This is a genomic window from Pelagibacterium halotolerans, from assembly GCF_044811015.1.
Lineage (GTDB): Bacteria > Pseudomonadota > Alphaproteobacteria > Rhizobiales > Devosiaceae > Pelagibacterium > Pelagibacterium halotolerans_A.
Genome location: NZ_CP085243.1, coordinates 1,406,439 through 1,419,872, shown reverse-complemented (window position 1 = coordinate 1,419,872; position 13,434 = coordinate 1,406,439). Strand labels below are relative to the sequence as shown.

Below are 13,434 nucleotides of genomic sequence, written 5' to 3'. Positions count from 1 at the left end.
CGAGTAGCGTGCGAAAATAATTTTCTAGTCACGATTCGTTCCTTTCGAGATACGACCGGGGCGCTTGAGAGCGCCCCGGCACCTTAATTCACAGACACCCTACATAGTGGCTGACGGCACCGACCAGCGACCCGCCCAACGCACCGACCGCGGCTCCAGGGGCGGTACCTGTCGTGACTGCACCGCCTACTCCACCAATTACGGCGCCTTCGGCAGCGGACTTCGCCATTCCGCCGACATCGCAGGTGTTTCCCGTATATCGGCTGGTCCGGACGGTGGAACTACCACCGCCACCGCCACCGCCGCCGCCGCCGAAGCTGACGGTGCCGTTGAGATCGGTAAGCGCGTTCTTGTTGATACGAGACATGGTCTGTCATCCTTCCTGTTGCGGCCGGGTTCTGCTACCCTTGCCGCGTTGCTGTCTGCCGGGTTTTCCTGCCCGGCGGCTCAATCGGGTGAAGGCGTGGTCAAGACTCCTTCACCCACTTCCGCTCCCCACCGTGAGGAGCGAAACCGGTTGCGGCGCTAATAGCGCCAGAAATAACTCACCGACATGTTCGGGCTGTCCTCGGCATAGACCTGGTGAAACCAGCCCGCCGGTTGCACGATCAACTCGCCGGGGTTGAGCGTCACCGAAATGCACCTTGCGTCGCGTGCTTTCGGATAGATGTCGTAATCCGGAGCTTCGGGTTTGAACCAGCAGGGCTGATAGTTGTTATAGCTCTTCATCGGGTAGAGCAGTTCCGCCTGATCGGCGGAATAGAGATCGAGCCGCTTGCGCCCGATCACCTGCAACAGGAACCCGGTCAGCGGGTCACGGTGCAGGCTGGAGGTCGGGATATGCGTGGGCACCGCGCCCAGCCAAAGCTGCGGCGGGATGAAATCCTCGCGGTCGAAAAAGAGCGGACCGAAATCCGCCCACATCTCATCAGGCAGGTTCGCACCTTCGGTATAGGGCTTCACGAAGCCTTCGATCATGTTGTCGTAGGGATTGGCCTGGAACGCCTTCAACTCGGCCACGAACTCCGCCATGGTCTGCCGATGGGTGGCGGAGCGCACGCGCACGACCGCATCGCCATAGCGCTCGGCCAGTTTGTCGATCGTCCAGTCCCGACATGGCGGAGTCGGCTCCAGCCCGGTGATGACCACGGGCCGAGCCTCCTTCATGACCTCGAGAATCTGGCGCTGCGTCGGCCGGTTCAGATACTCGATTTCCGTCAGCTCGCGGTATCCCTTTGCAGCATGTCGCCGCTCGGCCCCGCGGAACCGCGCCATCGTCCAGTTGCTGGGTCGAATGCAGGATTTTGCCAGATGATTCGCAAAGGCAAGATTACCGGTGAAGGTGATCGTGCCGATGATGTCCGGATCGCGCCAGTCAAGGACTTCAAACTCATTGAAGATGCGATGAATGGTGCCGATCGGTATGGAGACCTGCGTGTCGGTCTCACGTTCCATATCGTGGCGCTCGATGAGCAGTTGATCGTCGTAACGCGCGATAAAGTCTTGATCCCGATATTCGGGGATCGTGATCCGAACGGTTCCCCTTATGCCCTCAGGGTTTTCAAAGCCGGATTTCAGCAAATCCGCGAATCCATCGATGGCGGCGCGGTCTGTCTCGAAGTCCGCTTTCGGATAAGCGATATTCATGCCACGGCCCCCTCGGTCGCCTTACGCACATTGACGCCTGTCCAACGATTGATGCGGCGCACCGAGCCGTCGGCGTTACGACGTAGACTGGTCGCCACCTCGTCGGGGAAGATGGTGTGCGTCATGTCGTGCAGCACTTCGCGGATATTGTCATAGGGCGTGATCCAGTCGTTGAAGAACAACCGGTCACCGCAATTCCACTCGTCATGGGCTAGTGCGCGCCCTGTGGCATGGACATCGCGCTCAACGGCCTCGGAGAGCCAGGCCCAGGTGACCATGGCCGTGGGGATGCCGGTGTCTGTCACATAGAAGCGTGCCTGTTTTGCCCACAGGGCCGGCAGAATCTCGACCCTGAGGTATTCTCCGAGGGCATGCTGCTTGTGGTAGCGGGACTGTGCCAAAAGTTCGAGCGCGTAGCCAACGCTAGCGTAGTAGTCGATATTCACCATGCCACCTGCTCCTGCCGCGCGCTTCTCGTGTGCCGTGCGGATACGGCCCCGGAATGACCAAGATGGCGTTCGAGCATCTGTTGCAGCAGCAGGTGATCGCCAAACGGTGCGGCCTGACGGGTCAGCGTGACGGAGCCTGCCTCTTCGGGAGGCGTCCAGGTCGCGTAGCCCATCGGCTTGCGGTCGGCATCGAGGGCAAGGAATGCTGTCTTTTCGTGCAGATGCGCGAGAAGGCCGGCATAGTAATCTTCGATCCGCTTTTCCGATTCACCGCGCCAATAATCGATATCGAGCAGAGCCATGGCACCGAGGCTGCGATAGGCGTCGATTGCGGGGCGCTCGGTATCGGGCTGCGGGAAAGGTGGCAAATAATTCGCGATCTCGCCAGCGCGATTTGCCATAACCTCGAGGGGCAGGTGCCGTATGCCATTCCGACCGGACGCGGCAAGATCGTGCAACCACGCTCCCTTGGGGCGCCGGAACAATTGAACAGCCGCCAAACGGGCAATCGGATAGTTCTGGCGATAGTGATATGGCATTTGCGGGTCTGCCAGAGCGGCTGCGAGCGCGTCGAGATCGCCGCCGAGATAGGCCGCGTTCTCGGAGCACCACACATCGCAAAGCATTCCGTAGAGATCGGGCGCTGCAATGCGCGTGTGCTCGATCAGCAGCAACTCACCAAGAAATGCGAAGGTCTCGCGCGCCAGAGGTGGCATGGTTTCGTGAGCGGAAAGCAGGATTTGCAGTGCATGCGCCACCTCGTGAGCAAGACAGATCACATCGTCTGGCGTTCCGCGCCAATCCATTGCAACAAGCGTCGGTGCTTCCGGCCCACGGTCGACAGTATGCGGTTGCACATAGTCATCCGGAGACAGATCGGCGAACTCCACCCGTTGCAACAGTTCATCCAGGTCGCCGCTCGCTTCGAATGCCTTTTCGAATGCCGGTTTGACAAGCAACTCAAGACAATCCGCTTTCGTCCGCGCGATTTCCAAACCCGCAGAGCAGCTTGACGAAAGATCATTCGCAGGAAACGGCTCACTGGCAAGTTCGCCAGAGTGGTAGGCAGCGATGATATCCTGCGCAGTGGCTGCATCCATCTCGTGCAGTTTCAACCAATCGCTAATCCGCCCCATCTTACACACTCGCTTCGACCGTTACGCCGCTATCGCCCAACGAAGCGCTTAAGCCGCCAAAGCTGGAGTCGATATCCAGAACGGCAATGAATCCCATATCGTCCGAAACGCCCGAGTGTCTGGCCCAGGTCTTTATCAGTCGGCAGAAACGGTTAGTGGATTTTGGCCTGCAGAGCTGGAAAATGCACAAAACCAGCGTCGAAAGCCCGAACAGGGAAAGACGAAACATATATTCAGTTCTCGAATCGGTCGGTTGGAAAAGGCGTGACCTCCACCGCGAAACGGTTAAATCACCCCCTCAACTTATAGACAAATAAGGATGCACCTTGGACCGGGCGACAAATGACGCAGTAGAGCACGGCATTTCGACGCCTGCGAGTTGGATTGGCGATTCGTTCCAGTGAAATCAGATGGTTTCCGGAGGTGATTATCTGTTTATCGAGACAGAACAATACTGACGCCACAAATGTACCGACAACAAAATTCTGTAAACGTTTGGATATTGCCCATGAAACTTACCTATTATGATCGATATCAAGTTTGGAAGTTCTTGCTAGTGATATTCGGCAAAACTATCGTCGTCAGCGCTGCGGCTTACACCAGTCACTCCAGATGTGTGCGAGGCCTTCTACTTCGCCTTAATGTTGCGTTAATACTGTGTCAATTCGACGGCCGTGCGTTTGATAATAAACTTGCGCATACCGGACAGAATCTACGGTAATCGGCCAGCCTCCCTCGTCTGCCTCACTATCGAAGGTGATCTTACTTAGGGTTCGTCAACCCGAAAGGCTGCCTAACTTGATACTTGATTGAAGTGGGATCGATGGCGGTGGCAGCGGCTGATGTAGAACAAAGGGCAGAGCCGATGGCGCATGAGCGCTATACTCGTGGTCAAGCTGTCCGGCCCCGGTTGCGGGACATCGTTTTTCGTGATACAAATTCTCGGCATTTATATATTATTGCCGAGCTTAAGAAGCATGGCGGGAGCCACCCCAAAACCGCCAATGGGAGGAACGCTGAAGGATCGCGCGCTCACCATCGTCAGGGAGCGCGGCATCGCGCGTGCGCGCGATTTCGATGCGGCGGGCGTTCCGCGCGCCTATCTGCGGCGACTGCAGGACCAGGGGCTTCTGGTGCGCACGGGGCGCGGTCTTTACCAGCTTGCCGATGCGGAATGGTCCGAGTCCCACAGCCTTGCCGAAGCCGCCCGGGCGGTGCCCCACGGCGTTATATGCCTGCTCTCTGCGCTCAGGTTCCACGAACTCACGACCCAACTGCCGCATCAGGTGTGGATGCTGATCGGCCACAAGAAATGGGCGCCGAAAAAACCGCCCGTCTCGCTTCGTATCATCCGCGCCACCGGCGAAGCCCTGACGGCCGGCGTGGACTGGCGCACGATCGAGCAGGTGGAAGTGCCCATCACCAATCCGGCCAAGACGGTCGCCGACTGTTTCAAATACCGCAGCCAGGTCGGTCTCGATGTCGCCATCGACGCGCTGAGAGACTGTCTCCGAAGCCGCCGCGCCACGGTCGATGACCTCTGGCATTTCGCCGCTATCGACCGTGTGCAGAACGTGATGCGCCCCTATATCGAGGCCACGGTATGACCCCGAAGCCGCCCCTCAAGAATGTCGGCGCCTCGGTCCGGGGACGGCTCACACGGCGCGCAAGCGAACGCAAGGAAAACGTCCAGCTTACGCTCATCCGTTTCGCCATCGAGCGGCTTCTCTATCGGCTGAGTCTGTCGCCCCACAGAGATCAATTCGTCCTCAAGGGTGCCATGCTGTTCAGCCTCTGGGCACCCACGCCTTACAGGGCCACCGGCGATCTCGATCTTCTGGGATATGGCGATGCTGCGCCGGAGCGGATCGCTGCGGTCTTCCGCGAAATCTGCGGGATCGACGTCGAGGACGATGGCGTGGTCTTCAAGCCGGAAACCCTGCAGGCCGAGCCGGCCCGGGCTGAAGACGAATATAGCGGCGTCCGGGTCACCATGACCGCCGAGATCGCCGGCGCGCGCCTGCCCATCCAGATCGACATCGGATTTGGCGATGCCGTGACCCCGGCCGTGCAGGAAATCGACTATCCCTCATTGCTCGATATGCCAGCGCCGCGGCTCCGGGCCTATCCGCCTGAGACGGTCGTAGCCGAGAAGTTCCAGGCGCTGGTTGCGCTCGGCATGCTCAACAGCCGCATGAAGGACTTCTTCGACCTCTGGGCGATCTCGGAGACGTTTTCGTTCGAGGGCTTGATCCTCGCCGACGCCATTCGCGCGACCTTTGAGCGGCGCGATACGAATGTCCCTGCGGAAACGCCCATCGCACTGACGCCAGCCTTTGCCGAAGACGCCGCGAAGCAGGCGCAATGGCGGGGGTTCTTGCGCCGGACGGCCCTTGCCATGGCGCCGGGACCCTTCGCGGAGATGCAGGCGAAGGTGGCCGCGTTTGTTCTGCCACCCGTCCGAGCCCTTACCGCCGGCAGGCCGTTCGAGGGTAAATGGGCTGTTGGCGGTCGTTGGAAGTAGGCGAGGCAGGTGTCGTTGAATATGTGATTGGAGCAAGGAAAAATAAGATGACGAGCGACAACAAATGCCCAATTTGGGGAACGTCGGCAGATACACAAACATCGGGACGTGACGGCGTTAATGTCGACTCACCACGCGCTGGCGGTCGGTATTTCATCAGCAGGACCGCCGAAGTAAATATGGGCCGGACGGACGATGCCACAAAAGCGCGCCTCACGACATGGCTCGTCGATCAGCGCCGACTCGGCATCGAATGCCCGGAGATCATGAGCACGACCATCGACGAGGCGGAACGTCGGCGCCCGCTGGCAGTGCACGAGCGCGCGGACAATCTACTGCGCTATCTCCGCACCAAGAGCGACCTCTTGGGTGCGGTCGTTAAATTCTATGCATTGGATAACTCCAAGGCTGCGGAAGCTGAGCACGAGTTGCTAGCCTGGACTGGCTCTCGCCAAATTTCAGAAGTCATTACGCTCGCTGAGTATTGCGCGCAGGAGGCGTGGGTTGAGCATCGTGCCACGGAGCGGACAGGGGCATCCAAAAATACAATCCATGAGTTGATGCTCAGGCCGCCAGGCTATGCCCGTCTCGCCGAGCTTGACGGTGCGAGTTCCGCATCAGACCAGGCCTTCGTGGCCATGTGGTTCGACAATTCCATGAACGACGCCTACGAAAAGGGCATTGCCGCAGCCATTGCGGATGCGGGGTACCAGCCGGTTCGGATTGACGGTAAGGAGCATAACAACAAGATCGACGACGAGATCATAGCAGAAATCCGGCGCTCCCGGTTCCTTATTGCTGATTTCACGCAAGGGGAAACCGGTGCTCGGGGTGGTGTCTATTACGAGGCTGGTTTTGCCCACGGCCCCAATATTCCGGTCATCTTCACTTGCCGGGAAGATGCGCTCGGCAAGGTTCACTTCGACACCCGCCAATATAATCACATCGTCTGGAAAGCGTCGGAAGACCTGCGCGAGCGCCTAGCTCAGCGCATCTCCGCCACAATCGGAGATGGCCCCAAGAAGAACAGGTAACACCCGGAACGCACCGCATAATCAAACCATCCGCCCAGACCCTTGAGCGGCAGTAAGCTGTTCGATGGCGATGGACACGCAGAGGCTTCACCCCTACGCCGAAACCCGCTCAAGCGCATCCGCATCCTCCATGAGCACCTTCATTTCTGCTGGAGGTGAAACGCACAAAGTTCTAAATGCTTCCAGGAACCCCAGCCAGCATTCATGCGAGCCATTGATATTCAAGCGTTAGGTATGACTGCGCACCGAAATCCTCAGTGGGCACACCCTTCTTGGCAAGGCCCTTCTGTCGGAGACCGTTGGCTTGCATCCGAGGTTTCCAACGGACTCTCTAGCAACCGTTTGGGAATGAGGGCTTGCTAAGCGTCACTTGAGGACCCATATTAGCAACACGTTTACAGCCGTCATCGGCTATCTGATCACCGGCTTTGCCGGATTGCTTGGCTACCCTTCGATTTTTGCGAACGTACCGTCTCCGCGCTGTTGCGGAGCGGGTCCATGCTCGTGCATTTCGCTTCGAGCCAACACACAGGTAGTTTAAATGACCAATGGCACCGTAAAATTCTTCAATCATACCAAAGGTTTCGGCTTTATCGCGCCGTCTGACGGCTCCAAGGACGCTTTCGTCCACATCACCGCTCTGGAAGCCGCTGGCATTTCCAGCCTCTCGGAGGGCCAGAAGGTGTCCTACGAGCTGGAGCAGGGCCGTGACGGCAAGGTTTCCGCGGCCAACTTGCAGCTTGCGCAATAGTCCTGGCAGCCGCCCCCACGTGGGGGCGGCTTCCGTTCAATCGAAAGGACACCTTATGACAAGCAAACTTCGCGAAGACGCCGAAAGCCGTTTTGCAGCCCTTTTGCGCAAGGATACTGCGGCTATGAATTCCGTCGAGGAACAACAGCGGGCAATGCGGGAAAAAACCGAACGGCTGCGTTCGCTGCGGCTGGCCCATCAAGCCGAGATCACGTCCAGCCGTACCTCGCTTCTGAAGGCCAAGCGACGGGCACAAACTACCCTTTAGGGAGCAGCATGGTCGCATCGATCCACGAATGCATCCCAAATGCCCGTCAACTATCCGATGGACCATCCGGTTCACTGGAACCCGAGCTTCCAAATGAAGCCATCGAGGGCCGATATCATGCAGCACGAACATCTCAACACATCCAAGGTCGTGAGCTTTCCGGTACGAAATCCGGCAATGTCCGCTCTTCGCTTTGACAGGCGCCTTTACCCGCGTCTGGCGCACGCTCTGACCCACACCACTGCGCAGACAACGCCCGCGGCCGTCTTGGCGGTTCCATTGACCGCCGTAACGGCGCCCCGGTTGCAGCAATGAGCCGGCGCGCGAAAATATCCGGTTGGCCGTCCAGGCTCCATGGAATGGCGCTTTGGACCGGGCTGTGCCTCTCGTTATTGATGGTGGGCTATTACACCGGTGCCAATGGCATCTGGTAAGCGCCCGCTGCGCAAGCTATGCGGAGGTTCGTCGTGGTCTTGTTGGCCTGGCGGCCGTTCGGAGAAATCATGATGGGATTCCGAGGGTTTGGACTGCTGGTTTTCGTGGTGGTCTGCATGCTGGGTGTTGCGGCAACCCATTTCGCGGTTATGGAACAGAACAGCATTCAAGCACCGGCACATGCCACTCCCGGATAAGAAAAGCTCGGCGATCTGCCCAATAGGACCGCGACCCAACCTGCTTGAGTGTTGCGAAATTGGGAAAGCTGGAGCGGGTGTGTTAGGGTTTTTGCAGACGGTGATCCCGCCGTCCCACCCGAACTGATCGGATATTTATGAACATCCCCGAATGGATCAAACCCGCCGTGTACGGCGCGGTCGTTGGCGGCGTTGCCGTCGCGATCGTCGGCTTCTCGTGGGGAGGCTGGGTCACCGGCGGCACAGCCGCCCAAAATGCTGCGGACGCAGCTGCGCAAGGGCGCACCGACCTGGCCGCCGCTATATGCGTTCAAAATTTCATGGCTGACGAGAACGCACGAGAGAACCTCGCAAACCTCAATGAAACGTCGAGTTCTATTCGGCAGCGAGAAATCATCGAGGAAGGCGGTTGGGCGATGATGCCGAACCAGGACGAGGCCGCACGCGCCACCATGACATTGTGTGCTCGAATGATTTCCGAGATTGATCCTTCAGAGCTGCCTGTCGTCGAAGATGGCGACGTGGTAGAGCCGGGCGCGGTTGAAGAGCCTGCGTTGACCGAGGACGAAGCCGACGATGCTACCGCGCAATAACAGGATGGCTGCTTGCCCGAGACAATCTTTTGCGCACTGATAAATGACCTCCGGCAATGCCGGAGGTCAGAATGCTTAACCGGGTAGAGGGACAAGGCCGAGGGCCAGGGAATGGGATCAATTCTCCCCAGAACGGCTACAGTGCTAATGCGCCTGCGCTGCTCGCGTTGCCTAGTTACTTAGGTTCGATCGCGTCCTCCCCAGTTGCGGCCTGCCCGCCTGTATAGGTAGGACACATCGCGGGCGCGCGGAGAGAAATGCGCTGCAGCGGATGCATTGAAAATCAAGAAGTTAGTGCGGCTTCTCGGCTTGACTGCGAATCCTGGCGCTCAGCCATTTTTTATGCAAGTTATTGATAGTCAAGCGTTAGGTTGGTCTGACTGCATGCCAGAATCCTCCGTCCCGGTTCTGGGCGAAATGCCCATCGATCAGCACGTGAGGGAATTTCTGATCACGTTTCCTGACCCGCCTCTTTAGCGCTCGGTGACAGGAACTCAGCACGGGGACATCCGATAGGCGCCCACATCCTTGTCGCCACACTCCGCTTTTCCGTATATGGCTGCTTGCTGCCAACGATCGGGCAAAAATCCTGTTCTGCCTTCTCGATTGTAATTGGCGCCGCAGGAGGTCGGGTTGTCGGGCGCATCCCAAAAAACGGAATTTGACATGACAGGCCTTCAGCTCGGGCTCATTGGCGATAACATCGCTTCGTCGCGTGCACCACATTTGCATCGTCATGCCGGCGCGCAACACGGAGTGGCTGTGGTGTATCGCCGGTTGGTCCCGCGCGACTTAGGTCTGTCTTTCGATGAGGTGTTTGCGGCCTGCGGCAAAGGAGCATTTCGCGGAATCAACGTTACATATCCCTATAAGGAGCGCGCAGCGGAGCGGGTGGCGATCGATGACGATCTCGTCCGGGGCATGGGGGCCGTCAATACCGTGCTGTTCGAGACGGAGGGAGCAAAGGGGTACAACACCGACTACACCGGTTTTGTCGAGGCCTATCGCAAGGTCAGGGGCGACGCGGCGCCCGGCGAGACCTTGCTTATCGGCACGGGTGGTGTCGGACGAGCGGCGGCCTTTGCCCTGGCGGCTCTCGGCGCGACTGCGATCCGTCTTGTCGACAAGGACCCTGCAAGGGCCGATAGGCTGGCCGAGGACCTGCAGCGCGCGGTTCCGGGTATCGATCTCAGCGTCTGGACCGATGTTGTGAAAGCTGCGTCGGGGGCCGACGGTCTCGTCAATTGTACCCCGGTGGGGATGGCGGGCCTCGAGGGGACACCTCTCCCGCGTGAGGCGATGAGGGGAGCGGCATGGGCTTTCGACGCGGTTTATACTCCGCCCGATACGCGATTTCTGTCCGATGCCAGGGCGGAGGGATTGGTCCTTATTTCAGGCTGGGAGCTGTTCTTCTTTCAGGGCGTTCACGCATGGACGCTTTTTTCCGGGCTGTCTGTCGATACAGCCCGGCTCCGGGACGACCTTTTGTCCAAACGCGCCGATCCGTGAAAGCCACCATCAGGCAATCGTGTCACGGCGCTCCAGCCCGGCAATCCGCGCCCGCGCACGGTCGGCGCCTGCGATGATCTGATCGAGGATGGCGTCGATCGCCCAATGCCGATCGGGCAAGTCATAGGGGACGGAGCGCGTATGTTCGCTGGCAAAAGTACCGATCCGGGTATGAAAGCGTTTGGCCAGTTTGGGGTAACCGAAGGGCTCGCAAAGTGCCGACAAGACGAGGAAGGTATCGAGTTCGTCGGCTGCATCCGGATACGCCGCGCCTTGATCATAAAGCCAGCGATAGAGGTCGGGATGAAAATTATTCATCACGCCGGAAAATCCCTTGCCTCCTGCCTGCATCACCGCCCAGGCTGTCGCCGCATTGGCGTTGTTGATGGCAAGCGGCGTTCCCTTGGTGAGCGCGATCCGCCGTTTCACAATGTCGAGATCGCAGGCGACGTCCTTGAGAAAGGCAAAGCGCCCGCTGTCGGCACACCATTTAAGTTCTTCGTCGGTCAAAAGCCGCCGATAGGGTGCCGGGCACTCGTAAAGACCAAACACGGTATCGCTCGGCAGGGCCGACATTACGTCCTGCATCCGGGCGAGCAACGTCCCTTCGGGATCGTCGGCGGCTGCGAACCTGTTGGTCACGAAAACCACAGCGTCGACACCCGTTTCCGCGATGGCCCTTAATTCGGCCTTCTGGTCGTCCGCCGAGTTCGAGATATGGCCCGAGGCCACAACCGGTATGCGGCCCTTCACATGTTCGACAGTGAACCGCGCCAGATCCTGGCGCTCGTCGAGGCTGAGGTGCTGCATCTCCGAAGATTGGCACACAGCGAACAATCCGCTCGCGCCATTGGCGGCGTACCAGTCGAGAAGACGGGCATATCCTTCCCAGTCGATGCGGTTTTCAGCATCGAACGGGGTAAGAACAACGGGAAAAATGCCCGAGATGTCATGCTGCATTTTGGGTTCCATCAGGGTGTTGGCTCAGCCGGCATAGCCGAGCAGCCGGGGGAGCCATAGGGTGATATCCGGCGCCAAGATCAAAATTAGAAGGGCGAAGACGAGCACGGCCAGGAAGAGCCAGATTTCGTGGATAATCTCGGCCAGCGGAATACCGGTGACGGCGTTGATGACGAACAAGAGAATTCCGTAAGGTGGGGTGATCAGGCCGATCATGCAATTGACGATCGCTACGACGCCGAAATGCACGAGATCGATACCCAGCTCCCGGCACGCTGGCAGAAAGAGCGGAATGATCACGAGGATGATGGTCGTGGCATCGAGAATGCAGCCTAAAAGCAAAATCAGCAGGTTGACGGCAAGAAAGAACACCAGCGGATCCACATCCAACCCGACAAGGGCGTTGGCAACGCGCCCCGGAATGTTTTCTGACGCCACGACATAATTGAGGATCAACGCACCACCGATCACCAGGCCGATTGCAGCGGAGGAGCGCGCGCTCGCAACGAGGATGGTGTAGAAGCCTTTCAGGCTCAGTGAACGATAGAATATGGCTGCGAGAAGAAGCGCGTAGAGTGCTGCAACAGCCGCCGCTTCGGTCGGCGTCGTCACGCCGCCATAAATGCCGTAAAGCAGGATTGCCGGCATCAACAATGCGGGGAATGCTCGCGCTGTGACCCTGGGAAACGCCTTGAGCGGTACCGGCTCTTCCTTGCCGAACCCGCGCCGGTGCGAGATCCATAAATTCATCACCATCAGTACCGCGCCCATCAGCAGGCCCGGCAAAATGCCGGCCAGAAAGAGATATCCAATCGACGTATTGGAGATGAGCGCATAAAGCACCATGGGAATGGACGGCGGGATAATCGGGCCGATGGTCGCGGACGCGGCGGTAATTGCGGCGGCATAGCCGCGCGTATAATGACCCGACTTGATCATCATCCCGATGATGATTTTGCCCACCCCGGCAGCGTCGGCCACAGCCGATCCCGACATGCCGGAAAAGACCAGTGAGGCAACGACATTGACGTGCCCCAATCCGCCCCGGAAACGCCCGACCAGCGCTACGCAAAACTGCAGCAGGCGGTCCGACACCGTTCCGGCGTTCATAATATTCGCGGCAACGATAAAGAGCGGCACGGCGAGAAGGATGAAGCTTTGATAGAGCCCATCCATCAACACCTTACCGGCAATGCCTATGCTCTGGCCGGCGGCCAGAAGATAGACGAATGCGCCCACAAGAATTGCATAGGCGATGGGTGCGCCCATCCCGGCAATCAGGAACAGGGTCGCGAGACAAAGGAAGAATTCGAGCGTCATTCCGATTGCCCTTCGTCGGTCTGCGCAAGAAGCGGGCTTCTCTTGCCCCAGATCGCCTGTGCAGCGGCCCAGAGGGCCCTGAGGCCCACGACGACGAGGAAGAGGATATAGATCGCGTAGACGTCGCGCATGCGAATCCAGTCGCCGAAAAGATCGCCCAGCGTCGCGGTCTGCTTTATGCGCAGAATGGCAAAACGCTCCCAAGTCGGTACGATCGATGCCAGCAGTCCAATGCCGATGGCCAGGCCGGTGATGACCAAAAAGACGCGTGCAACCGGGCGCGGCACGCTTTCCGCGATGATATCGAACGACACGTGATCGGCAGCCCGCACGATGAAGGAATTGCCCCAAAAGATCAGCCAGACCCAAAGGGCGAGGCAGAACTCGAGTGTCCAGCCGTAAAGGTTGGGATCGAGAAACGGCAGTGCCGCGGTCAATCCATCCAGCCGCGCTCCGTAGCGGATGGCGACCTGTACGATGAACGTCGCGAACATCAGGAGCATGAACAGCGCCGCGACGGCTTCGCTCAACCAGCGCAGGAAGCGAATGACGTTGGACATGTCGTGTTCTCTATGAAAACGAGAGGGATGCGGAGGGCGGTTCCCGCCCTC

The 13,434-nt window shown here is 58.8% G+C and carries 15 protein-coding genes; 7 read left to right on the top strand and 8 right to left on the bottom strand.

The features are described 5' to 3' along the window. Nucleotides 1–88 precede the first annotated feature (88 nt). The 5 genes from LG281_RS07020 to LG281_RS07000 all read right to left on the bottom strand — a co-directional run bounded on the left by LG281_RS07020 (nucleotide 89) and on the right by LG281_RS07000 (nucleotide 3,461). On the bottom strand, nucleotides 89–367 hold the full coding sequence (locus LG281_RS07020) for a hypothetical protein (protein ID WP_404405728.1): 279 nt from the start codon (nucleotides 365–367) through the stop codon (nucleotides 89–91). 158 nt (nucleotides 368–525) lie between these two features. Next, nucleotides 526–1,647 carry a cupin-like domain-containing protein gene (locus LG281_RS07015; RefSeq protein WP_404405726.1) on the bottom strand — a complete coding sequence of 374 codons (1,122 nt, stop codon included), beginning with the start codon at nucleotides 1,645–1,647 and terminating at the stop codon, nucleotides 526–528. Next, nucleotides 1,644–2,096, bottom strand: a complete 453-nt coding sequence (locus tag LG281_RS07010; RefSeq protein WP_404405724.1) for a toxin-activating lysine-acyltransferase — start codon at nucleotides 2,094–2,096, stop codon at nucleotides 1,644–1,646. The genes LG281_RS07015 and LG281_RS07010 overlap by 4 nt, the downstream gene beginning before the upstream one ends. Beyond that, nucleotides 2,090–3,196: a hypothetical protein gene (locus LG281_RS07005; protein ID WP_404405722.1), complete on the bottom strand. Its 1,107-nt coding sequence runs from the start codon at nucleotides 3,194–3,196 to the stop codon at nucleotides 2,090–2,092. The genes LG281_RS07010 and LG281_RS07005 overlap by 7 nt, the downstream gene beginning before the upstream one ends. 37 nt (nucleotides 3,197–3,233) lie before the next feature. Then, on the bottom strand, nucleotides 3,234–3,461 hold the full coding sequence (locus tag LG281_RS07000) for a hypothetical protein (RefSeq protein ID WP_404405720.1): 228 nt from the start codon (nucleotides 3,459–3,461) through the stop codon (nucleotides 3,234–3,236). Between the two features lie 775 nt (nucleotides 3,462–4,236). Between LG281_RS07000 and LG281_RS06995 the strand changes: the two genes are divergently transcribed. From LG281_RS06995 to LG281_RS06965, 7 genes are all read left to right on the top strand, one after another. Further along, nucleotides 4,237–4,839 carry a type IV toxin-antitoxin system AbiEi family antitoxin domain-containing protein gene (locus LG281_RS06995; RefSeq protein WP_404405718.1) on the top strand — a complete coding sequence of 201 codons (603 nt, stop codon included), beginning with the start codon at nucleotides 4,237–4,239 and terminating at the stop codon, nucleotides 4,837–4,839. Beyond that, nucleotides 4,836–5,756: a nucleotidyl transferase AbiEii/AbiGii toxin family protein gene (locus LG281_RS06990; protein ID WP_404405716.1), complete on the top strand. Its 921-nt coding sequence runs from the start codon at nucleotides 4,836–4,838 to the stop codon at nucleotides 5,754–5,756. The genes LG281_RS06995 and LG281_RS06990 overlap by 4 nt, the downstream gene beginning before the upstream one ends. 47 nt (nucleotides 5,757–5,803) lie before the next feature. Next, nucleotides 5,804–6,790, top strand: a complete 987-nt coding sequence (locus LG281_RS06985) for a hypothetical protein (RefSeq protein ID WP_404405714.1) — start codon at nucleotides 5,804–5,806, stop codon at nucleotides 6,788–6,790. Nucleotides 6,791–7,331: 541 nt separating this feature from the next. Then, nucleotides 7,332–7,541, top strand: coding sequence for a cold-shock protein (locus tag LG281_RS06980; protein WP_404405712.1), 210 nt, complete (start codon nucleotides 7,332–7,334; stop codon nucleotides 7,539–7,541). A gap of 55 nt (nucleotides 7,542–7,596) precedes the next feature. After that, on the top strand, nucleotides 7,597–7,809 hold the full coding sequence (locus LG281_RS06975) for a hypothetical protein (RefSeq protein ID WP_404405710.1): 213 nt from the start codon (nucleotides 7,597–7,599) through the stop codon (nucleotides 7,807–7,809). Nucleotides 7,810–8,578: 769 nt separating this feature from the next. Further along, on the top strand, nucleotides 8,579–9,034 hold the full coding sequence (locus LG281_RS06970) for a hypothetical protein (RefSeq protein ID WP_404405708.1): 456 nt from the start codon (nucleotides 8,579–8,581) through the stop codon (nucleotides 9,032–9,034). 666 nt (nucleotides 9,035–9,700) lie between these two features. Further along, nucleotides 9,701–10,543, top strand: coding sequence for a shikimate dehydrogenase family protein (locus tag LG281_RS06965; RefSeq protein ID WP_404405706.1), 843 nt, complete (start codon nucleotides 9,701–9,703; stop codon nucleotides 10,541–10,543). A 9-nt stretch (nucleotides 10,544–10,552) separates the two neighbouring features. Here the strand turns inward: LG281_RS06965 and LG281_RS06960 are convergent, their stop codons facing one another. From LG281_RS06960 to LG281_RS06950, 3 genes are read right to left on the bottom strand one after another with little or no spacing between them, the layout of a single operon-like run. Further along, the gene (locus LG281_RS06960; RefSeq protein ID WP_404405704.1) at nucleotides 10,553–11,503 is read right to left on the bottom strand and encodes a dihydrodipicolinate synthase family protein; all 951 of its coding nucleotides are present in this window, start codon (nucleotides 11,501–11,503) and stop codon (nucleotides 10,553–10,555) included. A 24-nt stretch (nucleotides 11,504–11,527) separates the two neighbouring features. Beyond that, on the bottom strand, nucleotides 11,528–12,823 hold the full coding sequence (locus LG281_RS06955; protein ID WP_404405702.1) for a TRAP transporter large permease: 1,296 nt from the start codon (nucleotides 12,821–12,823) through the stop codon (nucleotides 11,528–11,530). After that, a complete protein-coding gene (locus LG281_RS06950; RefSeq protein ID WP_404405700.1) occupies nucleotides 12,820–13,383 on the bottom strand; it encodes a TRAP transporter small permease in 564 nt (187 codons plus the stop codon). The genes LG281_RS06955 and LG281_RS06950 overlap by 4 nt, the downstream gene beginning before the upstream one ends. Nucleotides 13,384–13,434 lie beyond the last annotated feature (51 nt).

Excerpts from the sequence above, each read along its gene's own strand:
- LG281_RS07020 (WP_404405728.1), bottom strand. The coding sequence starts at position 367 with ATGTCTCGTATCAACAAGAACGCGCTTACCGATCTCAACGGCACCGTC.
- LG281_RS07015 (WP_404405726.1), bottom strand. The coding sequence starts at position 1,647 with ATGAATATCGCTTATCCGAAAGCGGACTTCGAGACAGACCGCGCCGCC.
- LG281_RS07010 (WP_404405724.1), bottom strand. The coding sequence starts at position 2,096 with ATGGTGAATATCGACTACTACGCTAGCGTTGGCTACGCGCTCGAACTT.
- LG281_RS07005 (WP_404405722.1), bottom strand. The coding sequence starts at position 3,196 with ATGGATGCAGCCACTGCGCAGGATATCATCGCTGCCTACCACTCTGGC.
- LG281_RS07000 (WP_404405720.1), bottom strand. The coding sequence starts at position 3,461 with ATGTTTCGTCTTTCCCTGTTCGGGCTTTCGACGCTGGTTTTGTGCATT.
- LG281_RS06995 (WP_404405718.1), top strand. The coding sequence starts at position 4,237 with ATGGGAGGAACGCTGAAGGATCGCGCGCTCACCATCGTCAGGGAGCGC.
- LG281_RS06990 (WP_404405716.1), top strand. The coding sequence starts at position 4,836 with ATGACCCCGAAGCCGCCCCTCAAGAATGTCGGCGCCTCGGTCCGGGGA.
- LG281_RS06985 (WP_404405714.1), top strand. The coding sequence starts at position 5,804 with ATGACGAGCGACAACAAATGCCCAATTTGGGGAACGTCGGCAGATACA.
- LG281_RS06980 (WP_404405712.1), top strand. The coding sequence starts at position 7,332 with ATGACCAATGGCACCGTAAAATTCTTCAATCATACCAAAGGTTTCGGC.
- LG281_RS06975 (WP_404405710.1), top strand. The coding sequence starts at position 7,597 with ATGACAAGCAAACTTCGCGAAGACGCCGAAAGCCGTTTTGCAGCCCTT.
- LG281_RS06970 (WP_404405708.1), top strand. The coding sequence starts at position 8,579 with ATGAACATCCCCGAATGGATCAAACCCGCCGTGTACGGCGCGGTCGTT.
- LG281_RS06965 (WP_404405706.1), top strand. The coding sequence starts at position 9,701 with ATGACAGGCCTTCAGCTCGGGCTCATTGGCGATAACATCGCTTCGTCG.
- LG281_RS06960 (WP_404405704.1), bottom strand. The coding sequence starts at position 11,503 with ATGCAGCATGACATCTCGGGCATTTTTCCCGTTGTTCTTACCCCGTTC.
- LG281_RS06955 (WP_404405702.1), bottom strand. The coding sequence starts at position 12,823 with ATGACGCTCGAATTCTTCCTTTGTCTCGCGACCCTGTTCCTGATTGCC.
- LG281_RS06950 (WP_404405700.1), bottom strand. The coding sequence starts at position 13,383 with ATGTCCAACGTCATTCGCTTCCTGCGCTGGTTGAGCGAAGCCGTCGCG.